Annotated in this window: 29 protein-coding genes; 19 read left to right on the forward strand and 10 right to left on the reverse strand. The window is 45.6% G+C overall.

Annotated elements, in window-relative coordinates; all coding sequences use genetic code 11:
* Positions 1–37: 37 nt before the first annotated feature.
* The 3 genes from KFK88_RS00065 to KFK88_RS00075 are packed head-to-tail and all read right to left on the reverse strand — an operon-like array spanning position 38 to position 1,310.
* Positions 38–373: a YbjQ family protein gene (locus KFK88_RS00065; RefSeq protein ID WP_223576616.1), complete on the reverse strand. Its 336-nt coding sequence runs from the start codon at positions 371–373 to the stop codon at positions 38–40.
* A complete protein-coding gene (locus KFK88_RS00070) occupies positions 370–807 on the reverse strand; it encodes an anti-sigma factor family protein (RefSeq protein ID WP_223576617.1) in 438 nt (145 codons plus the stop codon). The genes KFK88_RS00065 and KFK88_RS00070 overlap by 4 nt, the downstream gene beginning before the upstream one ends.
* Positions 804–1,310, reverse strand: coding sequence for an RNA polymerase sigma factor (locus KFK88_RS00075; protein WP_223576618.1), 507 nt, complete (start codon positions 1,308–1,310; stop codon positions 804–806). The genes KFK88_RS00070 and KFK88_RS00075 overlap by 4 nt, the downstream gene beginning before the upstream one ends.
* A gap of 268 nt (positions 1,311–1,578) precedes the next feature.
* Between KFK88_RS00075 and KFK88_RS00080 the strand changes: the two genes are divergently transcribed.
* The 3 genes from KFK88_RS00080 to KFK88_RS00090 all read left to right on the forward strand — a co-directional run bounded on the left by KFK88_RS00080 (position 1,579) and on the right by KFK88_RS00090 (position 3,935).
* Positions 1,579–2,325: a hypothetical protein gene (locus KFK88_RS00080; protein ID WP_223576619.1), complete on the forward strand. Its 747-nt coding sequence runs from the start codon at positions 1,579–1,581 to the stop codon at positions 2,323–2,325.
* Positions 2,326–2,435: 110 nt separating this feature from the next.
* Positions 2,436–3,305 (forward strand): glutathione-dependent disulfide-bond oxidoreductase, encoded by an 870-nt coding sequence (yghU, locus tag KFK88_RS00085; RefSeq protein ID WP_223576620.1) that lies wholly within the window; start codon positions 2,436–2,438, stop codon positions 3,303–3,305.
* 30 nt (positions 3,306–3,335) lie between these two features.
* Entirely contained in the window at positions 3,336–3,935 is a 600-nt protein-coding gene (locus KFK88_RS00090) for a glutathione S-transferase family protein (RefSeq protein WP_223576621.1), read from the forward strand.
* Positions 3,936–3,972: 37 nt separating this feature from the next.
* Here KFK88_RS00090 and KFK88_RS00095 read toward each other — a convergent pair whose 3' ends face one another.
* Together KFK88_RS00095 and KFK88_RS00100 are read right to left on the reverse strand one after the other, a co-directional pair.
* Positions 3,973–4,491 (reverse strand): Hcp family type VI secretion system effector, encoded by a 519-nt coding sequence (locus KFK88_RS00095; protein WP_223576622.1) that lies wholly within the window; start codon positions 4,489–4,491, stop codon positions 3,973–3,975.
* Between the two features lie 138 nt (positions 4,492–4,629).
* On the reverse strand, positions 4,630–4,818 hold the full coding sequence (locus KFK88_RS00100) for a rubredoxin (RefSeq protein WP_223576623.1): 189 nt from the start codon (positions 4,816–4,818) through the stop codon (positions 4,630–4,632).
* Between the two features lie 159 nt (positions 4,819–4,977).
* On the opposite strand from KFK88_RS00100, the gene KFK88_RS00105 reads away from it, so the two are divergent.
* The 13 genes from KFK88_RS00105 to KFK88_RS00165 all read left to right on the forward strand — a co-directional run bounded on the left by KFK88_RS00105 (position 4,978) and on the right by KFK88_RS00165 (position 18,867).
* Complete coding sequence (locus KFK88_RS00105; protein ID WP_223576624.1) at positions 4,978–5,991, forward strand: aspartate carbamoyltransferase; 1,014 nt, start codon at positions 4,978–4,980, stop codon at positions 5,989–5,991.
* A 70-nt stretch (positions 5,992–6,061) separates the two neighbouring features.
* Entirely contained in the window at positions 6,062–7,339 is a 1,278-nt protein-coding gene (gene hemL, locus KFK88_RS00110; RefSeq protein ID WP_223576625.1) for a glutamate-1-semialdehyde 2,1-aminomutase, read from the forward strand.
* Between the two features lie 81 nt (positions 7,340–7,420).
* Positions 7,421–9,115, forward strand: a complete 1,695-nt coding sequence (locus KFK88_RS00115) for a diguanylate cyclase domain-containing protein (protein WP_223576626.1) — start codon at positions 7,421–7,423, stop codon at positions 9,113–9,115.
* A 76-nt stretch (positions 9,116–9,191) separates the two neighbouring features.
* Entirely contained in the window at positions 9,192–9,983 is a 792-nt protein-coding gene (locus KFK88_RS00120; protein ID WP_223576627.1) for an SDR family oxidoreductase, read from the forward strand.
* A gap of 18 nt (positions 9,984–10,001) precedes the next feature.
* Complete coding sequence (locus KFK88_RS00125) at positions 10,002–11,447, forward strand: aldehyde dehydrogenase (RefSeq protein ID WP_223576628.1); 1,446 nt, start codon at positions 10,002–10,004, stop codon at positions 11,445–11,447.
* 36 nt (positions 11,448–11,483) lie between these two features.
* Positions 11,484–11,969: a YajQ family cyclic di-GMP-binding protein gene (locus tag KFK88_RS00130; protein WP_223576629.1), complete on the forward strand. Its 486-nt coding sequence runs from the start codon at positions 11,484–11,486 to the stop codon at positions 11,967–11,969.
* A gap of 348 nt (positions 11,970–12,317) precedes the next feature.
* Positions 12,318–12,737 carry a RidA family protein gene (locus KFK88_RS00135; protein WP_223576630.1) on the forward strand — a complete coding sequence of 140 codons (420 nt, stop codon included), beginning with the start codon at positions 12,318–12,320 and terminating at the stop codon, positions 12,735–12,737.
* A 14-nt stretch (positions 12,738–12,751) separates the two neighbouring features.
* Positions 12,752–13,294 carry a 3-hydroxyanthranilate 3,4-dioxygenase gene (locus KFK88_RS00140; RefSeq protein WP_223576631.1) on the forward strand — a complete coding sequence of 181 codons (543 nt, stop codon included), beginning with the start codon at positions 12,752–12,754 and terminating at the stop codon, positions 13,292–13,294.
* 3 nt (positions 13,295–13,297) lie between these two features.
* Positions 13,298–14,317, forward strand: a complete 1,020-nt coding sequence (locus KFK88_RS00145) for an amidohydrolase family protein (protein ID WP_223576632.1) — start codon at positions 13,298–13,300, stop codon at positions 14,315–14,317.
* On the forward strand, positions 14,314–15,171 hold the full coding sequence (locus KFK88_RS00150) for a cyclase family protein (protein WP_223576633.1): 858 nt from the start codon (positions 14,314–14,316) through the stop codon (positions 15,169–15,171). The genes KFK88_RS00145 and KFK88_RS00150 overlap by 4 nt, the downstream gene beginning before the upstream one ends.
* 2 nt (positions 15,172–15,173) lie before the next feature.
* Positions 15,174–16,463, forward strand: coding sequence for a kynureninase (kynU, locus tag KFK88_RS00155; RefSeq protein ID WP_223576634.1), 1,290 nt, complete (start codon positions 15,174–15,176; stop codon positions 16,461–16,463).
* Positions 16,460–17,824, forward strand: coding sequence for an FAD-dependent oxidoreductase (locus KFK88_RS00160; protein ID WP_223576635.1), 1,365 nt, complete (start codon positions 16,460–16,462; stop codon positions 17,822–17,824). The genes kynU and KFK88_RS00160 overlap by 4 nt, the downstream gene beginning before the upstream one ends.
* 2 nt (positions 17,825–17,826) lie before the next feature.
* Complete coding sequence (locus KFK88_RS00165; RefSeq protein ID WP_223576636.1) at positions 17,827–18,867, forward strand: M28 family peptidase; 1,041 nt, start codon at positions 17,827–17,829, stop codon at positions 18,865–18,867.
* Here the strand turns inward: KFK88_RS00165 and KFK88_RS00170 are convergent, their stop codons facing one another.
* Complete coding sequence (locus KFK88_RS00170) at positions 18,868–19,233, reverse strand: HIT domain-containing protein (protein WP_396326638.1); 366 nt, start codon at positions 19,231–19,233, stop codon at positions 18,868–18,870. It abuts the gene before it with no gap.
* A gap of 55 nt (positions 19,234–19,288) precedes the next feature.
* A complete protein-coding gene (gene mrcB, locus KFK88_RS00175; protein ID WP_223576638.1) occupies positions 19,289–21,610 on the reverse strand; it encodes a penicillin-binding protein 1B in 2,322 nt (773 codons plus the stop codon).
* Between the two features lie 59 nt (positions 21,611–21,669).
* Between mrcB and thpR the strand changes: the two genes are divergently transcribed.
* Complete coding sequence (gene thpR, locus KFK88_RS00180; protein ID WP_223576639.1) at positions 21,670–22,257, forward strand: RNA 2',3'-cyclic phosphodiesterase; 588 nt, start codon at positions 21,670–21,672, stop codon at positions 22,255–22,257.
* Positions 22,258–22,283: 26 nt separating this feature from the next.
* Here the strand turns inward: thpR and pepB are convergent, their stop codons facing one another.
* From pepB to KFK88_RS00195, 3 genes are all read right to left on the reverse strand, one after another.
* Complete coding sequence (gene pepB, locus KFK88_RS00185) at positions 22,284–23,555, reverse strand: aminopeptidase PepB (protein WP_223576640.1); 1,272 nt, start codon at positions 23,553–23,555, stop codon at positions 22,284–22,286.
* A gap of 36 nt (positions 23,556–23,591) precedes the next feature.
* Positions 23,592–24,173: a GTP cyclohydrolase II gene (ribA, locus tag KFK88_RS00190; protein ID WP_223576641.1), complete on the reverse strand. Its 582-nt coding sequence runs from the start codon at positions 24,171–24,173 to the stop codon at positions 23,592–23,594.
* Positions 24,174–24,257: 84 nt separating this feature from the next.
* The gene (locus tag KFK88_RS00195) at positions 24,258–24,992 is read right to left on the reverse strand and encodes an alpha/beta hydrolase (protein ID WP_223576642.1); all 735 of its coding nucleotides are present in this window, start codon (positions 24,990–24,992) and stop codon (positions 24,258–24,260) included.
* 237 nt (positions 24,993–25,229) lie between these two features.
* On the opposite strand from KFK88_RS00195, the gene KFK88_RS00200 reads away from it, so the two are divergent.
* Entirely contained in the window at positions 25,230–25,559 is a 330-nt protein-coding gene (locus KFK88_RS00200) for a Rieske (2Fe-2S) protein (protein WP_223576643.1), read from the forward strand.
* A gap of 12 nt (positions 25,560–25,571) precedes the next feature.
* The gene (gene sfsA / locus KFK88_RS00205) at positions 25,572–26,312 is read left to right on the forward strand and encodes a DNA/RNA nuclease SfsA (RefSeq protein WP_223576644.1); all 741 of its coding nucleotides are present in this window, start codon (positions 25,572–25,574) and stop codon (positions 26,310–26,312) included.
* Positions 26,313–26,444: the final 132 nt, after the last annotated feature.

Genomic DNA, 26,444 nt, shown 5'->3' on the forward strand with positions numbered 1-26,444 from the left:
GATGATGTGAAGGCGATATTGTTACAACTCGGAACAATTAAGACTCTTTGACAAGCACCACCGCCGTACCAAAAACCAGCAGTTCTGCGGCTGAGCTGGCGACCATGGAGGTGGTAAACCGCGTGCCGATGACGGCGTTTGCACCTAAAAGTCGCGCTTCATCAAGTAGACGGTCAATCGCTTGCTCACGGCTTTCAGCCATCAGCTTGGTATATTCACTAACCTCACCTCCTACAATGTTGCGCAGCCCCGCTAAAATATCTCTGCCCACATGACGCGCTCGAACGGTATTACCCCGCACTAAGCCCAAAACTTTTTCGACTTTGTAACCCGGTACGTCTTCCAATGTGTACAACTCAATATCATAACTCATAGCTTTACGTTCCTATATTTATCAGTTTTTCTTGCAATTAATCGCTGACGCAACACCCTTAAAAATAACCCTAGCACGCCTAATTCAATCAGTAGCACACCAATTTTTGCCCATGTAGGTACCACGGGCTGGGTGAAAAAAGTAAAAGCCTGCCACCCCATAAACCCAACTAATCCAATAATGAGCATAATCCAACCAACAAGCCCCAAGGTCTTGGCAACGGGTTCATTCATAATGTTCTCCAGTTTGGCTTCCTCGCACTCAGGATAGTGCAACTGCCCCATTTCTTTACGGATGGCGACTAAGTCTTCATACACTTTTCGGCAGCTATCACAGCTTTCAATATGCAGTCGCACGCGTTGTGCTTTCTGCTGAGATAGCTCCTGATCAATATAACCACTGATCAATTCTTGAATGTCATGACATTGATTCATTCTGCACCTCGTTCATGCTGTAAATCACTCAAAGCTTCTCGAAGCGCCAAACGCGCTCGATGCAAACGGGACATTACGGTTCCTTTAGCAATCGACAATATCTCAGCAATATCATCATAGCTGTGTCCATGATAATCCCGCAGCACCACAAGCTCACGATGATGGACGGGTAACGCGTTCAGCGCATCACGCAAACGCAATTTAATCTGCTCGTTGGCTAATTGGCGTTCAGGCGATTCATCGGTGGCTTTCGCTACGGCTGTCTCTTCCAAAGGCGCTTCGCGAGATTGTTTCCGTAAATGATCGATCGAAGCGTTGCGCACCACGCGATAAAGCCATTTTTGCAAATCCACACCACCTTTCGGTGCTTTAGGGTGCGCCAATGCTTTTTCGATACTGGCTTGCACCACATCTTCGGCATCCGACTGATTACCCAACAGCTGTACGGCAAAGACTAAACTTTTACGACAGTAGTCATCGAGTTGTGAGACTGCATTCGACAATAATGGCTCCTTATTTCCAAAGACAACTTCTATGTGACTTGAGTTTGCTCTCTTTTACCGTTTAACGAACAACCTCCGATTTTATTCCATTGTTAGCACTTTTTTAACAAAAGGTTTCTGCCAACAGTTATAGCACGATCATCCGAATAACCCGAAAAAAGTGCTTGTTAATATCGTGTAACAACTGCTCATGCTTCATTTATTGATGGAAAAACAAATAGTTACTATACTTCTTTCAATAATTAAGGAGATATAGAAGGAAAGAATAATGACTATCGTAAAAGACTTTGGGAAAGGGCTCTACACACTCATCTTCCTTGCGCCGCTGTTCTGGATCATTCCAACACTAGTTGAAGGCTTACAGCACTTTGTTGAAGTGCAGCTGGGCATGTTCGTTTTAGGGGATAGCGTTGAAGCAGGCAAAGAAACTTTAATTCGGTTAGCTTTTGGTTTCTTAAAAGTACTAAGCATTATCATTCCATCACTTTTAATTCTGAAACTATCGGCTAATGGCTGGGATAAAACAAAACTTTTCCCTTTAACAACCACTGAAAAAGTTTTAATGCTGGTTATCTCGATATTCATTCTAGCGGCACTCATCTTTGTTACTTATTATGGACAAGATAGCTCAGCATACCTTGTTGGAGTCGTTGAAATTCCATCAGAGCTTGCGCCATTTGTACCTTTGTTAATTTTATTAGTGCCAATGTTTATATTCCGCGACAAGCTTCTAAAAGGACTTCTGCGACTTTGTGGCGTCAATATTGAAGGAAAGCTTTCGTCTAAATCGTATCTATTTGAGTTCCTCTATATTGTCTTCCCCATCCTCCTTCTTGTAGCCCCAATGGTGCTTCACTATAAACTGAATGGCTGGGCAGTCGGCACCGAAAGTTGGGAACTGTTTGGCTTATTGGCGCTAGACTCGCTATTGGTAGGCTTGATGACATTACTTATCGGCATGTCGCTACGCCTAGCGGTAACCTGCGTTTACTCAAAAGAGTTAGAACAGTCATAGATATTCTCAGCATGTAAATCGCACATAGCCGCTATTCGCATGGCTAAATTGACGCCACTCAGCTTTAGCGTTTCAATGTGGCTACACCTTTATTAAAGCTAGGCAATACTATGAGTAGCGACAATAATTACACACCACCTAAAGTTTGGACTTGGAATTCAGAAAATGGCGGTGAATGGGCGAGTATCAATCGTCCAACGGCTGGCGCTCGTCATGAGCAAGAGCTGCCAAAAGGCGAGCACCCTTTTCAGCTTTATTCACTAGCGACGCCTAACGGCCAAAAAGTCACCATCATGCTGGAAGAACTCTTAGCCATGGGGCACAACAACGCTGAGTATGACGCACACCTGATTAAAATTGGTGACGGCGATCAGTTTGGTAGCGACTTCGTCGACATTAACCCGAACTCTAAGATCCCAGCCTTATTGGATTACAGCGACGATTTAGATGATAAGCCGCAAAGAGTATTCGAGTCTGGAGCCATCCTATTGTACTTGTCTGAAAAGTTTGACGCGCTACTACCCAAGGATCATAGCAAGCGAACTGAAGCTATGTCTTGGTTGTTTTGGCAGATGGGTAGCGCGCCTTATATTGGCGGTGGTTTTGGCCACTTTTACAAGTACGCGCCGTTTCCAATCGAGTATGCGATTGACCGCTTCACCATGGAAGCTAAACGCCAACTGGATGTCTTAGACAAGCATTTAGCTAATAATGAATTTATGGCAGGCGACGAATACTCGATTGCCGATATTGCTATTTGGCCTTGGTACGGCAACCTGGTGCTTGGTCATGCTTACGATGCAGTCGAGTTTTTGGATGCCACCTCCTATAAAAACGTCCTACGCTGGGCAAAGCAAATCGAAAGCCGCGAAGCTGTACAGCGTGGTCGAATCGTCAACCGCACTTGGGGCGAGCCTCATGAGCAATTAAGCGAACGTCACAGCCGAGCTGACATTGATCAAAAGTTGAAGGATAATTAGAGGGAAACTACTCAAACATAAGGTTTTGCCATGAAGGTTTACGGCGATATTCGGTCTGGAAACTGTTACAAAATCAAACTTATTATGTCCCTGCTGGATATTGAGCACGAATGGATACACATCAATATCCTCAAAGGTGACAACCTCAATGATGAGTTTAAAGCCAAAAACCCGAGTGGAAAGATCCCAGTACTAGAGCTCGATGATGGGCGCTACCTATCCGAATCAAACGCCATCATTAACTATCTAGCCTCGGGCTCGACCTATTATCCCTCAGAACGATTTCTTCATGCCGAAGTACTTCAATGGCAATTCTTTGAACAATACAGCCATGAACCTTACATTGCCGTGGCACGCTTTATTGCTAAATATTTGGGAATGCCCGAAGAAAGACGCGAAGAGTTTCTATCGAAACAAGAAGACGGCCATAAAGCACTCAGCATTATGGAGCAAAAGCTCAGTAAAAGTGATTACCTAGTCAACAACCAGCTCACCACTGCGGATATCGCATTATTTGCCTACACGCACGTTGCTGATGACGGAGGGTTTGACCTTAATGAATATCCCGCTATTCAGCGCTGGATTCAAAGAATACAGTCTCATCCAAAGTTCCATCCTATGAGCGAGTAATGTTAAGAAGCCTCCAAATTAGGAGGCTTCGTGTCATTTAGTTATCACGACATTGGCGACCTCTAATGGTCGCGGTCACCCTATCGCCGAATGAACCATCGGCTCTTTGTTGCAGATAGCTGTATTCCACCTCTTCAAAATTGAAACTCACCTGTTCTGTCACAGGCGCGCCATCGGTACCACCGGTACGGAAGGTTTCAATTCGAACATTACGGAAGTTTAGCGTTAGATACTCAAAGCGCGAGCGATTTGAACCATCGTGCTCCACACTCAACCGAGCTTCTGGGTAGACTTCTTGCGTCAGTTGTCCCATTAAGATTGGCGGTGAACTTGCATCAATAGGCTTCACAAAGTGGAAATCACGTACGCACCCTCTACGTCGATTGGAATCAGCGCCCCAAGACCAGCTCAAGACATCAATTTCGTCTTTGTGGCCATCCGCTTGGCTTTCGCCCTTAATATCACCAATTTTTAGATAAGCAGCAGACCACGCAGTTCCTGCAAACCCTAAAACAGCAGCAACCACCAACGTCGCTAACAAAGCTTTAACTTTCATGACAAACCTCCAGTTCCATTTGACCATTTGTCAGAGTACTCCTATCCGCAAGGCCCCGCCACTGTTGATAATTCTTACAGTTCAGCCATAAAAAAACCTCCCGAAAAGGAGGTTTTTAAATCGAGTAGAAACCGTGACTTAGAGGCTTTTCTTAAACTCATCGGTCATCAGCTCAAAGTCTTCTTTGCCCACGCCGCAGTCTGGACAATACCAGTCTTCAGGAATATCTTCCCAGCGTGTGCCTGGGGCAATACCGTCTTCTTCCCAGCCTAATTCTTCGTCATAAATAAAGTCACAGACCAAACAACGATACTTTCTATATTCCACAAATAACCTCTAAAGTTAGCGCTTTCATAAATTTCGTGCCCATTTTAAGCATTTCTGGCTGAATTTCCACTTTGAGCCCTGTAATTTTAGCTACATCTGCCGCAGTTCGTGTTAGAATTGCGTCCCAAGTAGCTTAACACTAAGAATTTGGGTAACTGAATGGTATTTCAAGGGCAACACATACTATCGATTGATCAGCTGGACAGAGAAGCAGTCGAAAGGATTATCCAAGTTGCTGACGAAATGACACCTTACGCAACACGTGTTAAGTGTTGTAATGTGCTCGATGGTGCGATTCTCGCCAACCTATTCTTTGAACCAAGCACACGCACACGCATTAGCTTTGGAACGGCCTTCAACCTTCTTGGCGGCCATGTTCGCGAAACCGTCGGCATGACCACCTCATCGTTATCTAAGGGCGAATCCCTGTACGATACAGCTCGTGTCACAGCAAACTACGCAGATGTTGTCGCGATGCGTCACCCTGACATCGGCTCTGTCGCGGAGTTTGCGCGAGGCAGTAATGTTCCCGTAATCAACGGTGGCGATGGCCCAAACGAGCACCCTACCCAAGCACTACTCGACTTATATACGATTCATAACGAGCTGGAAGCGTTGGGTAAAGACAAGGGTACCATTAAGATTGCCATGATTGGCGACTTGAAGAATGGCCGTACGGTTCACTCGCTGACCCGACTACTGTGCTTATTCCCGAATATCCACTTTACCTTTATTTCGCCGCAAGCTCTGGCTATGCCAGATAAAGTGTTGGATGCCTGCGACAATGCAGGCCTGAACTACAGTATCTCTGAAGATTTCCACTACGGCCTGAAAGGTCAAGACGTGATTTACTTAACCCGTGTACAAGAAGAGCGTTTCACCACGCAAGAAGAAGCGAATTTGTATCGCGGAAAATACTGCCTCAACCAAAGCCTTTACCAGCAACATTGCGATAAAAACACCATTATCATGCACCCACTCCCACGCGATTCGCGACCAGAAGCCAACGAGCTCAGTGACGACATGAACAATAACCCGAACTTAGCAATCTTCCGCCAAACTCACTATGGCGTAAAAGTTCGCATGGCACTCTTTGCCCTTGTGCTGGGTGTAGAAGATAAGCTCACTCAATTCGAAAAGCCGATGAACTGGTACTCCCCTCGACACTCTTAACGTCAGAGCAACAGAGGTTTGTAACAATAGTATCGGCTAAACATTCATTACATCTAATAGTGTGACGATTATGACGATTTCCGAACAACTTTATAGCCGTGCCCAACAGCATATTCCAGGCGGCGTAAACTCTCCGGTCCGAGCCTTCACTGGCGTCGGCGGAACACCTGTATTTATCAAAGCAGCCGATGGTGCTTACTTTACATCAGCTGATGACAAGCAGTACCTTGACTATGTCGGCTCATGGGGGCCAATGATTTTAGGCCATAATCATCCTGCGATTCTAGACGCGGTGATCGATGCCGCAAAACGTGGCTTAAGCTACGGCGCTCCAACGGAAGTTGAAGCGGAAATGGCGGAGAAAATCTGCGAGCTGATTCCTTCGATTGACATGGTGCGTATGGTCAACTCAGGCACTGAAGCGACCATGAGCGCAATTCGCTTAGCGCGCGGTTATACGGGTAAAGACAAAATCATCAAGTTTGAAGGTTGTTATCACGGCCATGCCGATTGCTTGCTAGTCAAAGCAGGATCGGGCGCTCTCACTCTTGGCGAACCGACCTCTCCAGGTGTGCCAGCAGACTTCGCCAAGCATACATTAACCGCAGACTTTAATGATCTGGATAGCGTAGAAACCTTACTTAAAGCAAACAAAGATGATGTAGCCTGCATCATCGTTGAGCCTGTTGCAGGCAACATGAACTGCATTCCGCCAGTTGATGGATTCCTTCAAGGATTACGCGATCTGTGTGATCAATATGGCGCTGTGCTGATTTTTGATGAAGTCATGTCAGGCTTTCGCATGGGTGTTGATGGCGCGCAGGGCTACTACAAGGTTCAACCCGACCTTACCACTCTGGGTAAAGTTATTGGCGGCGGCATGCCGGTAGGCGCATTTGGTGGCAAAAAAGCCATCATGGATTACATGGCGCCTGTTGGGCCTGTCTACCAAGCCGGTACTTTATCAGGTAACCCTGTGGCTATGGCGGCGGGATTAGCTGCACTCAACGAACTATCCAAGCCAGGCTTTTACGAGCCCTTGTTTGCGTACACTGAAGCATTGGTCAATGGTATGCGCGATATCGCTGAGCAAAAAGGCATCGCTTTTACCACTAACCACGTCGGTTCCATGTTCGGTTTCTTCTTCAATGATGCAGAAACTGTGACGAGCTACAAGCAAGTAACCAATGGTGATATGGAGCGTTTTAAAAGCTTTTACCATGCGATGCTTGATGAAGGGGTTTATCTATCACCATCAGCATTCGAAGCGGGCTTTGTTTCTGCCTCTCATGGTGACCAAGAACTTAAGAAAACCTTGGAAGCCTTTGAGCGAGCGTTAAGCAAGTAATTTTACAGTTTTTTTGATATATTGGGGCCTAGGCGCTGTACAATCCTTAACCTTTAACCGATAAGGAATTAGCCGAGTCTAATGAGCCTAGGCCCATTTTTAAGATCGAAACGATCCATTCTTTTTTGGATAGCCATAATTAGCGTTGTCCTCTCCGGCTTTTTCTTCCAAAAATATCGCCAGCTTCAAATTCACTACGGCATTTTACCAGTTAATGATCAAGCACCCATTTACGCAGCGGAAACCATCAACGGGTTATTGAAACGACAACACCCCGACGGCTACTTTGTTAACAACCCGGATTTATTTGATGAGCCAACAACGCTCAACCGGGAAAGTGTACGACTCACACGCTATGCCATCGCTTCTCTAGATGAGCTTAATGCTCTAGAGAGAGTGAACAAAGATGCGCTCATCAGTTTCTTACTGAATAACTTTAAAGCTCCAAGTAATGCCATAGGAAATCTCAAAGGTTTTTCCGCGCTTCCAAACAGCGCCGTAAACATACGCTCAACTCTCGACTCGATTATAATTCTAGACAAGCTCGATGCGTTAGGAACGATTGATACCGAAGCTGTGGCTCAGCTTATTTTAGCCTATCAAAACAACGACGGTGGCTTCTGGGATCCCGGCTACCCTGAATTTGGGCAACAATCCACGGTTAAAGCCACATCTTATGCGGTGCGAGCCCTGCACCACATGGGGAAATTAAATTCGACCATAGTCGATAGTGAAAAACAGCAACAGATCAATACCTTTATTGAGAACAGCTGGAGTACTGACACCAAGGCTTTTAGTCCCTTTCCAGGCCACCCTGCCATCAGTAGTTACGATGCTTACAGAGCTTGGGTAAGCATTCATCATTTGCCAATCAATCAGAGTAACACGCAGGTCATTACCGATATTTTACGTCTTGAAGAGATGCTCGAAACTTTAAACACCACGTTTAAAACTACTGACAACCTTTACAGTGAGGAAGGTCATTCGGAAAGAAACTCCTTAAAAGCAACCCATTTGCTGATTTGGATGTTGCATGATTTAGAACGACTTGAAACCATTTCTGTTCCTGATGTTGTGCAGTTCATTAAAAGCTTTCGTGATCCAAGCGGAGCCTTCACTAGCGATATTTACTCGGTATACTCAGCGGTTGATACCTTAAGCTTGTTATCATCCACTCGAATGACAAAGCAGTTGATGCTTTATCAAATACTGACTTACTCATCAATTATAGTCGCAGTACTGTCCCTTCTTACATTTGCCATACTACACCGTCGAGTTGAGTCGCGAAAACATAAGTCCTTAGTGCGCCGCGCCCAAACGGATCGTTTAACGGGGCTTAACAACCGTGAATTTCTTGAGCAACGTTACCAAACGTATCAAGAAGATCATTCTCACATGGCCTTTATTCTGCTGGATGTTGACCACTTCAAATCGATCAATGATAACCACGGGCATCTCGTCGGCGATGAAGTTCTTATTGAGCTCTCCTCCTTGCTGAGTAATAACATCCGGAAAACTGATACTTTAGCCCGCTGGGGCGGCGAAGAGTTTGCCATATTGTGCCCTGCTACAGAGCCAGATCATGCTAAGCAGCTTTCTGAAAAGCTACGCAGTCTGATTGAAACAACAGAATTCAGCACCGTTAAATCGCTGACTTGTAGCTTTGGAGTGTCCTGTGCTTCAAAATATGAGTCTTTGCGCGAGCTCTACGTCCGAGCTGATAAAGCGTTGTATCAATCAAAACGTGATGGACGTAATACCATAACCTATCTTTAAAGGCCTTTTGACCATTTCCGTCCCTGCCTAAATATGCTTAAATATTCTTTTAAGTCACATAAAAATAGACATTACTATGAACTTAACACTTATTGGAAAAACCGCATTAGTCTGCGGCTCAAGCCAAGGCATGGGCAAAGCCATTGCCAAGCAACTCTCTGAGCAAGGCGCAAACATCGTATTATTGGCAAGAAATAAAGAAAAGCTCGAAGCCGTTCAGAAAGAACTGGATCACTCACAGGGTCAAGACCACCATATCCTAGTGGCTGACTTTACGAACCCAGATAATGTCAAACAAGTTGTTCACGACTATCTACAAGAGCCAGAAGCAGCCATTCATATCTTGATCAATAACACAGGTGGTCCAGCGCCAGGTCCAGCTAACGCAGCACAAACCGGCGACTTCTTAGCAGCATTTAACCAGCACCTTGTTTGTAACCATGAGCTCATGAAGCTGGCGTTACCCAGCATGAAAGAAGCTAACTTTGGCCGCATCATTAACGTTATCTCTACCTCGGTGAAGCAACCGCTAGATGGTCTTGGCGTATCCAACACTGTTCGAGGAGCTGTTGCCAACTGGGCAAAAACTCTGGCTAACGAGTTAGGGCAGTTCAATATCACCGTCAATAATGTCTTGCCAGGCGCAACCAACACTGTGCGACTGGAAGCCATTATTCAAAACAAAGCTAACAAGAAAGGCTTGTCGGTTGAAGAAATGGAGCAAGAAGAAAAGTCGATTATTCCAATGAAGCGCTTTGGTACAGCTCAAGAATTCGCCAATGCCGTTGGTTTCTTGGCTTCTCCAGCAGCTGGCTACATAACAGGCATCAACCTTCCTGTTGATGGTGGCAGAACCAGCTGCTTATAAGCCCAAGAGGATGCGTTAATGCAAATGCTAGAAAACTACATTGGCGGTAAGTTAGTTGAGCCAATACAGGGAAAGTATATTGATAATGTGGAGCCAGCAACAGGTAAGATCTACAGCCAAATTCCTGACTCGACAGCTGAAGATTTGGAGCAAGCGGTTGAGGCAGCAACAAAGGCTCAACCTGCTTGGGCGGGCCTATCGCTGGAAGAACGCGCAACAATCTTAACCAAAGTCGCTAACACTATTGATGACCACTCCAATGAGCTGGCAAAGGCCGAAGCTGTAGACAACGGTAAGCCATTTTCCCTAGCGAAAAGCGTCGATATATATCGTTCCTCAGCAAATATCCGCTTCTTCGCCCAAGCGATTACTCAGTTTTCTAGCGAAAGCCACGCTATGGGCAATGACGCCATTAATTACACCTTGCGCGATCCGATTGGCGTGGTTGGTTGTATTTCGCCATGGAATTTACCGCTGTATTTATTTACTTGGAAAATTGCTCCGGCGTTAGCTGCTGGGAATACCGTCATCGCCAAACCATCGGAAATTACACCGATGACAGCTTACTTGTTTTCCAAAATTTGCATCGAGGCAGGGTTACCTGCTGGAGTGCTGAATATCCTACACGGCACAGGACCATCAATTGGGGATCCACTAACCACACATCCAAAGATCAAAGCCATCAGCTTTACTGGGGGTACCGCAACCGGTGCTCACATCAGTAAAGTCACCGCAGGTATGTTCAAAAAACTATCGCTTGAGCTTGGCGGAAAAAACCCAACGCTGGTTTTTGCTGATTGTGATTTTGAAGATACCGTCGATAATGTAGTTCGCGCAGCCTTCGCTAACCAAGGTCAAATTTGCCTGTGTGGCTCTCGGATTTATATTGAGCGACCGATCTATGACAAATTTAAACAAGCCTTTATTGATAAGGTCAAAGCATTAAAAATAGGTGACCCGCTAGATAACTCAACCCAACATGGCGCTTTGGTCTCTAAGCCCCACATGGACAAGGTTTTGTCTTATATCGAATTAGCACGACAGGAAGGTGGGCGCGTGTTAACGGGAGGTAAACAGACCACCGTTAACGGCCGCTGCCAAAATGGTTACTTTGTGGAGCCTACGGTAATCGAAGGTTTAGACAATGACTGCCGAACCAATCAAGAAGAGATCTTCGGCCCTGTCTGCACTATTATGCCATTTGACACAGACGAAGAGGCAGTGTCTCTCGCCAACGGCACTCAATATGGCTTAGCATCGAGTGTCTGGACTAGCGATCTCAAGCGCGCACATCAGGTCGCTAAAGATATAGAAGCGGGCATTGTCTGGATTAACTGCTGGCTACTGCGAGATCTACGTACACCTTTCGGTGGCGTCAAAAGCTCCGGCGTTGGTCGCGAAGGCGGTTTAGAGGCGCTACGTTTCTTTACCGAACCCAAGAACGTATGTATTAAGTACTCTTGAGATTACTTGTACCCATTAAATTTATAGGAATACATCATGCCATCATTTGATATTGTCTCCGAAGTGGACAAACATGAAATCACTAACACCGTCGATAACGCTAATCGCGAGTTAACGACACGCTTTGACTTTAGAGGCGTAGACGCCAGTTTTGAGCAAAGTGAGGACAGCGTAAAAATTACTGCTGAAGCTGAATTCCAAGTCGATCAGATGGTCGATATGTTCTACCGCTGTTGCACCAAACGTAATATCGATATTAATGCGTTGGATATATCCGACGAAGCCACTCACTCAGGCAAGACTTTCTCTAAAACAGCTACCTTTAAGCAAGGCATTGATAAAGACACCGCTAAAAAATTGGTCAAATTGATTAAAGAGTCCAAATTAAAAGTACAACCCTCGATTCAAGGCGATCAAGTCCGCGTAACCGGTAAAAAACGTGACGACCTACAGGCCGCCATGGGAATTGTACGCCAAGCCGATTTAGGCCAGCCATTCCAGTTTAATAACTTCAGAGATTAGCCAAAATTTCGCTCCGTACATCACGCTACGGAGCGCTTCCCAGGCAGCGACACCCCTTGCTTAAAACGGCCTAATTCGATATAACTAGCGTCATGCAATATTTTCCACATCAAAAAACATCAGGATTTATCTTCGCTCATCAGGGCGGATGTAAGTGGATCTTGGATAAATAGCATACCCTTTCCTTTTTTGGGCGTTTGCACACGCCTGTATTTCCTAGTATTTTTTAAAATCGCTTATAAAGTAAACAATGGTTTAGTCCGTACGCTGAACTATCAGTCACAAGCTCTTCTATGTAATGAGTCTTTCGTGAGCTAAACCAAACACAATCAAACGTTTGAGGAATCTATGTCAGAGAAAATTGTTTCCAGCAAAGCTCCTGAACCCGTGGGTCTATACCCTCACGCTCGCCGTGTGGGCAATTTATTATTCTTGTCTGGGGTTGGCCCGCGCCAGAAAGGCAGCAAAGATATTCCTGGCGTCACTTTGGATGACCAAGGCAACATCACGGATTACTGTATTGAAACTCAGTGTCGCAGTGTGTTCGATAACATCCGCTGGATTCTTGAAGAGTCGGGATCAAGCTGGGACCAGCTGGTCGATGTTCAAGTCTTTTTGACCAACATGAAAGACGACTTTAAGACTTACAATAAAATTTATGCTGAGTACTTTGCTGACAACCAGCCATGCAGAACGACCATTGAAATCAGTTCGTTGCCGACGCCAATCGCTATAGAACTTAAGTGTGTCGCAACGATTGGAGACTAATCAAGGAGTCAGATATGAGCGAATCAATGAGCAAACCCGTCGCCCCGTTTAATTTTCAACAGTGGATTGATGAACATCGTCATTTGCTGAAACCACCCGTGTGTAATAAGCAAGTCTTTGAGCAGGATGATTTTATTGTCATGGTCGTCGGCGGTCCGAATGGTCGTCGTGACTTTCATTACGACGAGGGGCCGGAATTCTTTTATCAGCTTGAGGGGGAGATGGAGTTACGCACCATTCAAGATGGCAAGCGTGTGGACTACCCTATTAAAGCAGGTGAAATCTTTTTATTACCGCCTAAAGTTCCCCACTCACCTGTTCGTTTCGAGAATTCGATTGGCTTAGTGGTCGAGCGGAAGCGGTTAGACCATGAAAAAGATGGGTTGATGTGGTTCTGTGAAAACTGTGATCACAAACTCTATGAAGAGTATTTCCAACTGACCAATGTTGAGAAAGATTTCCTGCCGGTTTTCGAACGCTTTCTGGATAGCGAAGAAAACCGCACTTGTGAACAATGCGGTACTGTCATGCCGAAAGAAAACAAATTGGATCTGTAACTTATGAGCCAACTTAAAATTGATATACATACGCACATTCTCCCTGAAAACTGGCCTGATTTAAAAGAACGTTATGGTTATGGTGGTTTTGTGCAGCTTGACCACCATAAGTGCGGCTGCGCCCGAATGATGGTCGATGGTAAGTTTTTCCGCGAGATTGAGGAAAATTGCTGGTCACCAGAAGTTCGCATGAAGGAATGTGATGTGCATGGCGTTCATGTGCAGGTGCTCTCAACAGTCCCTGTGATGTTCAACTATTGGGCCAAACCAGACGATACTCATGATCTGTCACGTTACTTAAACGACCATATTGCAGGTATTGTTAAACAATACCCTAAGCGGTTTATTGGCTTGGGTACGTTGCCGATGCAGGCGCCAGAACTGGCGATTAAAGAGCTAGAGCGATGCGTCAACGAAATAGGTTTAGCCGGTGTGCAGATTGGCTCGCATATTAATGACTGGAATTTAAATGCACCTGAACTGGCTGAGTTTTTTGCAGCAGCAGAAGAGTTAGACGCGGCTATCTTTGTTCACCCTTGGGACATGGTGGGTAAAGAAAAAATGCAGAAATATTGGATGCCATGGTTAGTCGGTATGCCGGCAGAAACATCGCTTGCGATTAACTCCATGATTTTTGGCGGTGTGTTAGAGCGCCACCCAAAACTGCGAGTAGCTTTCGCGCACGGCGGTGGTAGTTTCCCTGCGACTATTGGCCGAATTGAGCACGCTTATAATGTTCGCCCAGATTTGATGACGGTGGATAATCCACACAACCCTCGTAAATATCTTGATCAAATTTATCTCGACACACTGGTACATGATAAAGGCATGCTGGATTATATCGTTAACTTGATGGGGCCTGAAAAATTGGCGCTAGGTACTGACTATCCATTCCCGCTAGGTGAACTTGAGCCTGGTAAGTTAATTGCATCCATGAATTACGATGCATCAATCGAGGATCGTTTATTGCACGGCACTGCTCTTGAATGGCTTAAGCTCAATAAGCAGGACTTTATATCATGAACCCCTACGTGGAGTTTGATGGGCAGCTATTCCAGTTAGAATTATCGCAAGCTTGCTCGATAGCGATCCCTCTGACGTTTGACGAACATCAGCCCAATCACTTCGGTGCGGCTCAAGCGCAAGCACAGCCCCTACAAGCTGGCGGTTTTGTTGGCGACACACAGCGTGGTGGTAGCTGTAATGTGCAGAGCATTTCTATGGTTCCACATTGCAATGGGACTCATACAGAAACGGTTCAGCACATCGTTGACCAGAGCGTTGCCGTTGGCGATGCTCTGAGCAGCTCCTTGACTAGCTGTTTTGTACTCTCCGTTACGCCGATTGCCGCTAGCGACACTGAAGAGAGTTACCATCCAAACTTGGAGCTGAATGATCAAGTCATTACCAAAGCCATGTTACAAGAGCAGCTTAGCTCCGAAGATTTAGACTTAATGGGCTCCGTCGCGATTCGTACCTTGCCCAATGCACCATCAAAATGTGAAACGGTTTATGGACAAGAGCATCAGCCACCATTTTTTACTACTGAAGCGATTCAGTGGCTCAGCCAGTCGAACATTCATCATCTGCTGGTCGACTTTCCTTCTATCGATAAGATGTATGACGAAGGTCAACTTCACAACCATCATACTTTCTGGAATGTCCCTGCAGGAAGCCACGAATTAACCGATACCACACTGACGCATCGCACCATTACTGAAATGATATACATCAATGATGATATTACCGATGGGCTTTATTGGTTAAACCTTCAAATCCCACACTTCCAGTTAGATGCAGCACCTAGTCGTCCTGTACTTTACCCTTTAACTGACGTCACCCAAGACAATGGTGGCGAAGACGTTGGAACAGAATAATCATGAGTAACTTATTTTCATTAGAATATGCACAGCAACTTGATGCACAAGATCCTCTTAGCGCTATTCGCCAAGAGTTTAGCATCCCCAAGCAAAGTAATGGTGAAGAAGAAATTTATCTTTGTGGCAACTCCCTAGGGCTACAGCCAAAACTTGCGGCGCAATACGTTAACGACGAATTACAACAATGGCAAAAGCTCGGTGTGAAAGGTCATTTCTCAGGTGACTTTCCTTGGATGCCGTACCATGAGTTTTTAAGTGACGGTTTTGCCGACTTAGTTGGCGCTAAGGTCAAAGAAGTCGTTAGCATGAATACTTTAACCGCAAACCTGCACTTTATGATGGTCAGCTTTTACCGCCCTACTGCAACACGTCATAAAATCATTATTGAAGACCACGCCTTCCCATCGGATCACTACGCAGTTGAATCGCAAATCAAATATCATGGCTTTGACCCTACCGAGAGTATGGTGTTACTCAAGCCGCGAGAAGGTGAAGAAACCTTGCGCACCGAAGATATTTTGAGCGCAATTGAAGAACATGGCCAAAGCACTGCCTTGATCATGTTGCCGGGTGTTCAATACTACACAGGCCAAGTGCTGGACATGAAAATCATTACTGAGGCAGGTCACGCACAAGGTTGTAACGTCGGCTTTGATCTAGCTCATGCTGCTGGCAACATTCCGATGAAGCTTCATGAGTGGAACGTCGACTTTGCTGCTTGGTGTACTTATAAATATCTTAACTCAGGCCCGGGCTCAGTGGCTGGCTGCTTCGTTCATGAGCGCCATCATTCAAATAAAGACTTGCCACGTTTTGCTGGCTGGTGGGGTCACGATAAAGATTCCCGCTTTAAGATGGAAAACCACTTTATTCCAATGGAAAGTGCCGAAGCTTGGCAACTATCAAACCCACCAATTCTATCTTTGGCTGCAATTCGTGGCTCTTTGGACACCATAAAAAAAGCCGGTGGTATTCAAAAGCTCCGTGAGAAATCCTTAAAACTGACAGGCTATTTGCGTGAGCTGTTAGAGCAAGAGTTATCAACAGAAATTAATATTCTTACGCCAAAGGACACAGCAGCATCAGGCTCGCAACTATCATTAACGGTTAACTTGCATGGAGCCGATGGCAAGCAAATTTTCGACGCCATTGAAGCCGCTGGTGTGACTTGTGATTTCCGTTATCCTAACGTCATCCGTGTTGCGCCTGTACCACAGTACAATTCTTTTACTGATTGCTACCGTTTCGTCATGATACTAAAGCAAGCCATCGAAGGAGCAGCTTCATGAGTCAACGCATCACGATGATTGGAGCTGGCCTAGTCGGCTCTTTGATGAGTATTTACCTCGGCCATCGTGGGTACACGGTCGATGTCTTTGATAAACTGCCTGACATTCGTCGCACATCAATCCCAGCCGGTCGCTCCATCAACTTAGCTCTCGCCAACAGAGGCATTCGCGCACTACAGCAAGTCGGCGTTATGGATAAAGTTGAGAAGTTATTGATTCCGATGAAGGGGCGAATGCTACATGACGCTGCAGGTCAGCTGACTCTCCAACCCTATGGTCAAAAAGCTGAAGAAGTTATCTACTCAGTATCCCGTGCAGGTTTAGTCAGTCTATTGCGAGATGAAGCCGAAGCAACTGGCAACGTGACATTTCACTTCGAAAGTAAGCTCATAGATATTGATCCTAACAACAAAAGCATCACACTGAAGAATGAAAACACCGACCATGAGTTCTCACACGACTACGATGTCCTATTAGGCACAGACGGTGCTGGCTCAAAGACACGGCGAACGTTACAGCAACTTGGACTCAAAGGGTTTTCGTCAGAATTATTGGAGCACTCTTATAAAGAGTTGACTATCCCGGCAGGCAAAACCAGCGCTTTTCAAATCGAAAAAGAAGCTCTCCACATCTGGCCTCGTGGCGGCTATATGCTTATCGCCTTACCAAACTTGGATGGTTCCTTTACAGTTACTTTGTTTATGCCGAACAAAGGTCCAGTAAGTTTTGAAGCTTTTAAAAACAAGGCTGATGTCGAGCAGTTCTTCCAAGAACAATTTAGCGATGTCCTAGAGTTGATTCCAAATTTGGCAGACGACTACTTCACAAACCCAACGGGTATTCTAGGTACGGTTCGCGCAGAAAACTGGGCATACAAAGATATCTTGTTGTTTGGTGATGCCTCGCATGCCATTGTGCCCTTCCACGGTCAAGGTATGAACTGTGGCTTTGAGGATTGCTCAGAGCTTTATCGTTTACTCAATAAGTATTCTGACGACTGGGCTAAAGTTCTCTCTGAGTTTACAGCAACACGTCGCGACAATGCCGATGCCATTGCTGATATGGCCTTGGAGAACTATGTAGAAATGCGCGACTCCGTCCGCGATCCACAATTTCAATTGAAGAAAGCCATCGCTTTTAAACTCGAGCAACACTACCCTACCCAATTTATTCCGCGATACTCTATGGTCATGTTCCACCATATTCCTTATGCAGAAGCTTATCAGCGTGGAAAAATCCAAGCGGATATCTTAACTAAGCTTGCAGCAGACAACGAAACTATTGATGATATTGACTGGAAGTATGCAGGACAACTCGTCCAGGAATGCTTAAAACCTATTTCAAAGGAGTTTTTACATTGAAAATGACAACGATTAAAACTGTGATACTTGGTTTGTGTTTCGGCTCAAGTTTAGTCTTAGCGAATGATAACGAGTCACAAGATAAGAGTACTATTCAACTTGCTGATGACTGGATGAATTACTTAGCGCACGATGACCGCCAAGGTCGCTTAACCGGTAGCGTGGAAAATACTGACGTTCAGCAGTGGCTCATTGAACGCTTTGAAGATATCGGTATTGAGCAAGTCCCAGGGCAAGATTCATACTTACAAAAGTTTACGGCTCACAACAGAAAGGGCGAGCCACTACAGGCTGCCAATGTTATTGGTTACATCCCTTGCAACTGTGAGTCTGAGCGTTACTTTTTTGTCGGTGCTCATTATGACCATGTTGGTACCAACCCTAAGCTTGAAGGTGACCAAATCTTCAATGGCGCAGACGATGATGCCAGTGGTGTTGTCGCATCTTTAATTTTTGCCAAAACATTGAAGCAATATGACAGCTTACCGTTTAACGTCGTCATCGCTGCTTGGGATGCCGAAGAGATGGGCTTGCAAGGTTCAAAGTATTTCGCACAAAACCCATGGATTCCACTCAACAAGATCGAAAGTGGCTTTATGTTTGAACTAGTAGGTGTTCCACTAGAAGACAAGCTAAACAGTGCGTGGATGACAGGCGATAAATACTCCACACTGTATCCAACGTTAAAAGCAGAGCTAGCAAAACAAGGTTGGGAACTCGACCCTGTGCTGGACCCAAAGATGGGCCTCTTCTTCCGCTCAGACAATGCTCCATTCGCCATGCTTGATGCTTCAAAAGATGACATCAAAAAAGCGTTTCAAAACGAGAAGAAAGCTGAAGTGACAGGTATTCCAATGCATGCTATTTCTGTTTGGCGTGGGCAAGGGCATTATCACCAACCGAACGATGATGCTTCTATTATTAATATACCTAACCTGGTTTCTCTTGCCGAGTCTTTAGGAAAAGCATTCCACACTCTCCCTGCTGACACAGCAATCGAGTGGCTAGAGAATGGTCAGTTTGAGTTTACTCGTCCTGAGTAATCAGTCTAACGGACGATAGTTCGGGTGATTGCTAAGCCCTTGGTTAAGCTTAGCAATCATCGCTTCTAATCCTTGCTCGTCATAAGCTTTCGGCGTAACTTTGCCCCAAATTGGCGCAGGCCAAGCGACATCACTTTTAAACCGTGCGACATGATGAATATGAAGTTGCGGCACCATATTACCTAATGCCGCCTGATTCATTTTGTCGGCATGAAACATTTCGCTCATAGCTTTTGAAACAAAATTAGATTCTTTCATCAAAAGGTGTTGCTGCGCTTCTGAAAGCTCAAAAGCTTCACGAATATTCTCAACCTGAGGGACTAAAATGACCCAAGGATAATGTTCATCATTCATCAGCAATACCATACACAACTCAAAACGTCCGAGCTGTATGCAATCTTTCGTTAATACGGGGTGCAGTTTAAAGGCCAAAAAAGGACTCCTCTTCTTCTGGGGCACATGGAGCCTCTTCTGTTGGCGCCGTCCCTCTAATAAATGGAATTTCGACTGACACCTCACAATAATCATTCGCTAGCAGGCCACTGTCGGCATCGATCAGTTTCCACTCAATATTGTCTTCATAGCCCAGACGCAATGTCTCAGTTGGTAGCCCATTAAAGATATCCGTAAATACTGGCAGCGCCGCTGACGAGCCGGTAATATTCGCTTCTTTGTTATCATCACGACCAACCCATACTACCGCTAAATGCTCACCTGAGAATCCTGCGAACCAAGAGTCTTTTAGATCATTGGTCGTACCGGTCTTTCCTGCAAACTTGGTAAACGGGTTTTGATTATGCAGGTAACGCGCGGTCCCTTTTTCTACAACCAACTGCATTCCAGCTTTGACCAAGTAAGTATTTAGCTCAGATGCGATTCGCTCTGACTCAATCGGATATCGTTCTAAAAGACCCCCTTGGTTATCGGTTACTGCAGTAATCGCTGCAGGTTTAATTTTCAAACCACCACTGGCCAACGATTGATACAACCCTGCTAATTCCACTGGCGTCAGCTCGAGTACGCCGAGCGGCAATGCATCCAAGGCTCTAACCTCGCCTTCTACGCCTGCTTGTTCGATAAAGTCCGCAACCGTATCAATACCCACTTGCTGTCCTAAGCGAGCCATTGCAATATTGTAGGAGTTCATCAACGCCACGAACAAGGGTACTTGTCCATGATGCTGACGGTCATAATTTCGCGGCTGCCATAAGGTGCCATCTCGTTGCTTCAGCGATAAGGGTTCATCACTAATAATGGTCGCCAAATCATACTGACTGCTCTTTTCTAAAGCAGCTAACACTACGAAAGGTTTGATGACCGAACCGATTTGACGCTTGGCATCTATCGCACGATTAAAACCCGCTTTGTCCGTATAGCGATCACCGACTAAGGCCAGAATATTTCCTGTCTGGCTAGAGGTGATAATAACTGCTGTTTGTAGCGACTCTTCTTCAATACCTTTTGAGCTTTCTATCCGAGCCAATGTCGAAGCGACTTTCTCTTCGGTATAACGTTGCATCACTGGGTCCAGCGTTGTGAAAATACGAAGTCCTTCTGATTTTAGCTCGTCTTCAGAGTAAGAGTCCTGTAAACGGCGACGCACCAGATCCATAAACGCAGGCACTCGAGATAGTTTTAATTCCGGCTTATTCACAACCGACAGCGTGGTCTCTCGCTGCTGCTGATACTCTTGCTCGGTTAAATACTTTTGATCATGCATCAGTCGCAATACTTGATTTCGACGCTTCAAAGCCGCTTCTTTCTTACGACGGGGGTTGTAACCGCTAGGACTTTTCAGCATACCTACAAGCAACGCAGACTGCGCTGGCGTTAGGTCACGAACACGCTTATCAAAAAAGTACTGGCTGGCTAAACCCACGCCATGAATAGCGCGACCACCGTCTTGACCAAAGTAGACTTCGTTGTAATAAGCTTGCAGGATGTCATCTTTCTCATAACGAACTTCAAGTATCACCGACATGATGGCTTCTTTAAATTTACGCCACAAAGTTCGCTCATTTGTTAAGAAGTAATTTTTGACCAGCTGCTGGGTAATGGTGCTACCGCCCTGCGAACGGCCGTCACTGGTCACATTGTGCCAAAGTGCACGCATGATCGCTTTAGGCGAGACCCCGCTGTGCTCATAGAAATCACGATCTTCGACGGTCAACAGAGCTTGCTTAAAATGCTCCGGGACATCATCAAGGTGAACCAATATTCGGTCTTCCAATCGATTAGGGTGAAACTGTCCAATAAGTAGTGGATCAAGCCGCGCCATTTGCAAGGTTTCACCCGTATCACGATTTTTCAACTCTGCGATACGCCCCGATTTAATATTGAACGATACGGGTAGAGAATCTTGTTGCCCGTCCCAAAACTGAAATTCACGGATGTGGATAAAGAAAGAGCCTTTGTAATTTTCGTAATCACCTTGGCGCGTGGCTTTCACAACTTTACGATATCCCAAAAGCTCAAGCTCTTGGCGCAAACGCGTTGGCGTCATCGGTTTTCCATTGGCTAACTCCAACGACTGCGCATAAACACGAGCAGGTAACTGCCAACGGTTCTCTTTAAATTTACTTTGAATAACCGAGTCGAGATACAGCACAAAGCCGGCCAAAAGCACCACAAAGACGAGGGACAGCTTCCAAAATAGTGAACGCCACTTTTTTCTTCGCGCTAACTTTGCTTTGGTATTTTTATTTGTTGCTTTACTGGTTTTCTTTTTAGGCTTTTTTGACATATTATCAATAAAGTTCGTTTCATTAATGCCATCTTAGCAAATAAACCATCAAGAATTATATGTCATCTATTGCAAATTCTGTTAAAAATAAGGCAAGGCTATTTTTTGCGATAGAACTATCGCAAGATCTGAAGAATAAACTAGAAATTCTTCAGAAGAGCAGCCCTGTCTTCGCAGGACGCCCGGTAAAACCTCACAACTTTCACCTCACTCTACAGTTCCTAGGCGCTGTTCCGCATCAAGATATACACGATCTGTTCGATTCGATTGACACTCCTAACATTAAGCCTTTTGAACTCAGTATAGATCGTTATGCTTACTACCCTAATACTGAAATTGGTTGTGTTGAGATATTGGAAGGCAAGCAGCACCTCAAACAGCTCAAGACCCATATTAATCAGTGCCTCGCCAGTGCAGGATTACACTTCTCCAAAGACAAGCATGAATTTCGGCCTCACATTACGCTGTTTCGAGAGTCTCAGCCAATTGGAGATATCCTGCAGCCCTTAGATCTATCATGTAAAGTCGAGCGGTTTTGCTTAATGGAGTCCGTGCAGAATGAAAAAGGGGTGTACTACGAGGTTTTAGAGGAATGGCCGGTATATGAGCCAAGCATCAAAGAACAGTTTTTTGGGATAAAGGACTAGGTGGGCCTAAGCCCACCCTCGCCTCATTAGCTTTTTAACAACTTAGCCGCAATACTTCTGAAGCCTAAGCCAGTCCCGCCCGCGGACCACTTTGGCGTTGGACTGTCATTATATGCAGACGCCAAGTCGACGTGGATCCAACCCTGGCCATTGTTAGGCACAAAGCGTGATAGGAACCCTGCGGCATTACTTGCACCACCTGGTCCGCCACCTTTCACAGCACGGCTATTGGCGGTGTCTGCAAAATGTGATGGACAACGATGCGCATGAAACGGCTCCAGAGGCAACGGCCAGTGGCGCTCGTTTTCAGATTCAGCAATACTCAAGAATTCTGCTCTAGCGCTGTCATCTAGCGCAAACACCGCATTATAATCGCCGCCTACAGCAGTCACAGCTGCTCCTGTTAAGGTTGCCGCATCAATAATGGTTTTAGCACCAGACTGCCCCGCTAACAATAAGCCGTCAGCCATAACCACACGACCTTCAGCATCAGTGTTTTGAATTTCAACGGTTAGACCATTCGGGTAAGTTAGAATGTCACCCAGCTTGTAAGCATGACCGCTGATCAAGTTTTCTGCGCAACACAAATATAAATTTACAGGTTTGTCTAGTCCGCGCAATATGGCCAATGCCAAACCGCCCGTGACAGTTGCAGCTCCGCCCATATCCGCTTTCATGTGCAACATGCCAGCGCTTGGCTTAATACTGTAACCACCGCTATCAAACGTGATGCCTTTACCCACTAGCGCAGCGACTGGAGCGCCCTTATCGCCTTTTGGATCGAACTTCAGCTTCAATAACGCTGGTGGGCGAGTTGAGCCACGACCGACTTCCCAAGTGCCGATATGGCCCTGCTTTTCCAAATCGTCTCCAGACACAATATCGTAGCTGACATGATCTGGTGCCAAGCCCTGAATAAATTGCGCGGCCTCTTGTGCCAACACTTCAGGCGCCAATACTTCTGGGGTTTCGTTAACCATCGAGCGCATCCAACGGCTGACTTGAATACGAGAATCAAGCTCTTGGCTATCAGCCTCACTTAAGTTGGCAAAATCAATCTGGACATCAACCTTTGGCTCGTAAGCGCCTTGGAAAAAAGCCCACTGTTGCTCTAACTGCCAGTCACCTTTCAGTGCAAAAAACGACAATCCCTGAGTCATTAAACGGCGAGCGGCAACTTGGATTAGTTCTGGGTGCTCGGTGTGAATCGTTGCGCTATCATCTTTAAAGCTGAGTAAAGCCCCTTCGCCCCATTGAGCGGGCGCACTATCGCTGGAAAGATAAATATCTAAAGTCATGTGAATCCTTATTTCGTTACACTGGGCGAGTTGCGTCTAAAACAAATGCCCTAATTTCGATTGTTTAGTGGATAGATACATAGCATTGTGAGGATTCTGCCCAAACTTCAAAGGCACGCGCTCAACAACATCGATACCAGCGTCTTTCATCGAACTGACTTTGCGAGGATTATTGGTCATTAAGCGAATCTTCGACACGCCCAAAATATCCAACGCATCTGACGCCACTTTAAAGTCACGCTCGTCAGCTCCAAACCCTAAGTGCTCATTGGCTTGTACCGTGTCCATCCCCTGATCTTGCAGTGAATAAGCACGGATTTTGTTGGTTAATCCGATACCGCGGCCTTCCTGACGCAAATACAACAGCACGCCAGAGCCTTCTTCGGCAATCTTTTCTAACGCTGCACGAAGCTGGAAACCACAGTCGCAACGCAAACTGAACAATGCGTCGCCAGTTAAGCACTCAGAGTGAATTCTTGCCAATACGGCCTGTTCTTTGTCCCACTCACCATACGTCATGGCAATGTGTTCTTTGCCGTCGTTGGTTTCAAGCGCATGGATCACAAAATCTCCCCAAGGAGTTGGGAGCTTGGCCTGTAGGCTATCTTGCTGGTTCATTCGGTTTGTATACCACTCATTTTGAAAACGGGACCATTTTACACGATGTGTCAAATAATCGACAGTCTGTATCTCAAACCTGCACTAAGCTGCGCTTTTTGGTTTGATGACTTCAGAGACTTTAACCCAAAACTCGTCCCAATTATCTGGGGTGTCGGCATGTCCCGTTGAATATATTTGATGTTCAGCATCTTGCTTCGCCGCCAAGAGCTTGGTCAAAGCATCGATCGGTACCGTTTTGTCCGCCTCGCCATGCACTAAATAAGCACGCCCTTTATAGTTACTCAAGGCAGACACATTATCGAATGGATCCCGTACCAAAAAGCGCGGCACCCAACGTTTCTTCGCTAAGTCCATCACGCTGGAATAGGTCGACATCAAAATCACTGCGTGTGGCGTCTTCTCTGACAAGATGCTCAATACAGCACCACCGCCCATGGAGCGACCTAGAAGTGAGATATGTTCATGATCGAATTGAGGCTGCTGTTCCATCCAGTCATAGGCCTTTAACATACACTCTTTGATGGTTTTATAACTCGGACGACCATCAGAGCGACCATAACCCGGGTACTCAGCCAATACCACACTAAAGCCCTGCTCACGGATATAATCCAGCCGAGGTGCCCAGTCATCAATGATGTTGCCGTTACCATGCGCCAACATGACCACTGGCGACTTATCACCATATATGTTTTTAAGCGGCGCCAAGTGCGCCAGCTCGAACTCACCTTGCGAGAAAGGTAATCGAACAATGTCACCGCCAGCCTGAATGATTAGATCAGCGTTATGAGCCGGTAGCTCGTGGACAGGAAATAGCATTCTGCGCTGAAGTAGATAAAAAAACAGCACATAAAGGACATAAAATCCAACTGCAGATATAAGAACCCATAAAGCAATTTGCATAAATCTAAATATTGCGTCTATTGTTTATACTGTTAGAATTCTTACATTCTAACACTAACAACGCGGAATACAGCTGTTTTATCAAGCTATTGCAGGTTTCCGTTATGTTAAAATGGTTATTACAAACTGATAGGGTTTCTTAGGGGGCTCAATATGTCACACTTATGTTTAGTCACCGACATTAAAGACGGTCAAGCAAAAGCATTCCCACACCCTTCGCCAAGCGAAGATCGCGACTTGATCATTGTGCGTCGTGGATTGAATGTTTATGGCTATGTTAACCGCTGCCCACACGCCGGAACCAATCTTAACTGGCAAGAAGACGAATTCATGACGGACGACGAACAGTACCTCATGTGCTTTACCCACGGTGCCCTATTCGAACCCGATACAGGCCGTTGCGTCGCAGGACCCTGCGCCGGCGCCCACCTCAGCGAAGTGAATCTAGAAATAGAAAACGGCAAAGTATTTTACGCTGAATAACGACCAAACACCTTGAAATTCTCTCCACCCCTAATAAAAACCACACTGCTTAAACGCTATAAACGCTTTTTGTCGGATGTGGTGAATGATGAGCATGGTGAATTTACGGCTCATTGTCCGAATACAGGTTCGATGAAAAATTGCTGGCAAGAAGGCGATACGGCCTGGTTGTTAGACTCACAAAACCCTAAACGGAAGTATTTATACACATGGGTATTGAATCAAAACCTGCAAGGTGACTGGATTTGTATTAATACTCACTTGGCTAATCAAGTGGTCAGTGAAGGTATCGACAATGGTGTTGTAGCGGAACTGCGAGGTTACGAGTCGTTGCAACAGGAAGTAAAGTATGGCGATGAGAATAGCCGTATTGATCTGCTGCTAACCGATCCTAATAAACCAAACTGCTACGTAGAAATTAAAACCGTAACCTTGCTCGAATCTGGTGTTAATGAAAAAACAGGCGAAGAGTTTCAACCCGGAGCGGGGTATTTTCCCGATGCCGTCAGTACTCGTGGGCAGAAGCATATTCGCGAACTCATCAGCATGGTTGAGCAAGGTCACCGAGCAGTTTTATTCTTCTTGGTGCAGCATACTGGCATCCGAACGGTGAGCCCTGCGTCTCATATTGACCCCAAATATGCTGAATTATTGAACGATGCAGCACAAAAAGGGGTTGAAATTTATGCATACAATACCCATATCAGTGCCGCAGAAATAAAACTGCGACAGGCCTTACCAGTAATTTTATAGTAATTTCAACTGGTTAGATCAATCTTAAGAAAAATTTGTCCTATTTTGGCAAATTTGGCTTTTCAATTGGTACTCAGGGGGCTAATATCCCTCTTTCACTTTTTTAAAAGTTTGTCAATGCACAAATGAAGA

It is taken from the genome of Kangiella taiwanensis (assembly GCF_020005165.1).
GTDB classification, from domain to species: domain Bacteria; phylum Pseudomonadota; class Gammaproteobacteria; order Enterobacterales; family Kangiellaceae; genus Kangiella; species Kangiella taiwanensis.

Excerpts from the sequence above, each read along its gene's own strand:
- KFK88_RS00065 (WP_223576616.1), bottom strand. The coding sequence starts at position 373 with ATGAGTTATGATATTGAGTTGTACACATTGGAAGACGTACCGGGTTAC.
- KFK88_RS00070 (WP_223576617.1), bottom strand. The coding sequence starts at position 807 with ATGAATCAATGTCATGACATTCAAGAATTGATCAGTGGTTATATTGAT.
- KFK88_RS00080 (WP_223576619.1), top strand. The coding sequence starts at position 1,579 with ATGACTATCGTAAAAGACTTTGGGAAAGGGCTCTACACACTCATCTTC.
- yghU (WP_223576620.1), top strand. The coding sequence starts at position 2,436 with ATGAGTAGCGACAATAATTACACACCACCTAAAGTTTGGACTTGGAAT.
- KFK88_RS00090 (WP_223576621.1), top strand. The coding sequence starts at position 3,336 with ATGAAGGTTTACGGCGATATTCGGTCTGGAAACTGTTACAAAATCAAA.
- KFK88_RS00095 (WP_223576622.1), bottom strand. The coding sequence starts at position 4,491 with ATGAAAGTTAAAGCTTTGTTAGCGACGTTGGTGGTTGCTGCTGTTTTA.
- KFK88_RS00105 (WP_223576624.1), top strand. The coding sequence starts at position 4,978 with ATGGTATTTCAAGGGCAACACATACTATCGATTGATCAGCTGGACAGA.
- hemL (WP_223576625.1), top strand. The coding sequence starts at position 6,062 with ATGACGATTTCCGAACAACTTTATAGCCGTGCCCAACAGCATATTCCA.
- KFK88_RS00115 (WP_223576626.1), top strand. The coding sequence starts at position 7,421 with ATGAGCCTAGGCCCATTTTTAAGATCGAAACGATCCATTCTTTTTTGG.
- KFK88_RS00120 (WP_223576627.1), top strand. The coding sequence starts at position 9,192 with ATGAACTTAACACTTATTGGAAAAACCGCATTAGTCTGCGGCTCAAGC.
- KFK88_RS00125 (WP_223576628.1), top strand. The coding sequence starts at position 10,002 with ATGCAAATGCTAGAAAACTACATTGGCGGTAAGTTAGTTGAGCCAATA.
- KFK88_RS00130 (WP_223576629.1), top strand. The coding sequence starts at position 11,484 with ATGCCATCATTTGATATTGTCTCCGAAGTGGACAAACATGAAATCACT.
- KFK88_RS00135 (WP_223576630.1), top strand. The coding sequence starts at position 12,318 with ATGTCAGAGAAAATTGTTTCCAGCAAAGCTCCTGAACCCGTGGGTCTA.
- KFK88_RS00140 (WP_223576631.1), top strand. The coding sequence starts at position 12,752 with ATGAGCGAATCAATGAGCAAACCCGTCGCCCCGTTTAATTTTCAACAG.
- KFK88_RS00145 (WP_223576632.1), top strand. The coding sequence starts at position 13,298 with ATGAGCCAACTTAAAATTGATATACATACGCACATTCTCCCTGAAAAC.
- KFK88_RS00150 (WP_223576633.1), top strand. The coding sequence starts at position 14,314 with ATGAACCCCTACGTGGAGTTTGATGGGCAGCTATTCCAGTTAGAATTA.
- kynU (WP_223576634.1), top strand. The coding sequence starts at position 15,174 with ATGAGTAACTTATTTTCATTAGAATATGCACAGCAACTTGATGCACAA.
- KFK88_RS00160 (WP_223576635.1), top strand. The coding sequence starts at position 16,460 with ATGAGTCAACGCATCACGATGATTGGAGCTGGCCTAGTCGGCTCTTTG.
- KFK88_RS00165 (WP_223576636.1), top strand. The coding sequence starts at position 17,827 with ATGACAACGATTAAAACTGTGATACTTGGTTTGTGTTTCGGCTCAAGT.
- KFK88_RS00170 (WP_396326638.1), bottom strand. The coding sequence starts at position 19,233 with ATGGTATTGCTGATGAATGATGAACATTATCCTTGGGTCATTTTAGTC.
- mrcB (WP_223576638.1), bottom strand. The coding sequence starts at position 21,610 with ATGTCAAAAAAGCCTAAAAAGAAAACCAGTAAAGCAACAAATAAAAAT.
- thpR (WP_223576639.1), top strand. The coding sequence starts at position 21,670 with ATGTCATCTATTGCAAATTCTGTTAAAAATAAGGCAAGGCTATTTTTT.
- pepB (WP_223576640.1), bottom strand. The coding sequence starts at position 23,555 with ATGACTTTAGATATTTATCTTTCCAGCGATAGTGCGCCCGCTCAATGG.
- ribA (WP_223576641.1), bottom strand. The coding sequence starts at position 24,173 with ATGAACCAGCAAGATAGCCTACAGGCCAAGCTCCCAACTCCTTGGGGA.
- KFK88_RS00195 (WP_223576642.1), bottom strand. The coding sequence starts at position 24,992 with ATGCTATTTCCTGTCCACGAGCTACCGGCTCATAACGCTGATCTAATC.
- KFK88_RS00200 (WP_223576643.1), top strand. The coding sequence starts at position 25,230 with ATGTCACACTTATGTTTAGTCACCGACATTAAAGACGGTCAAGCAAAA.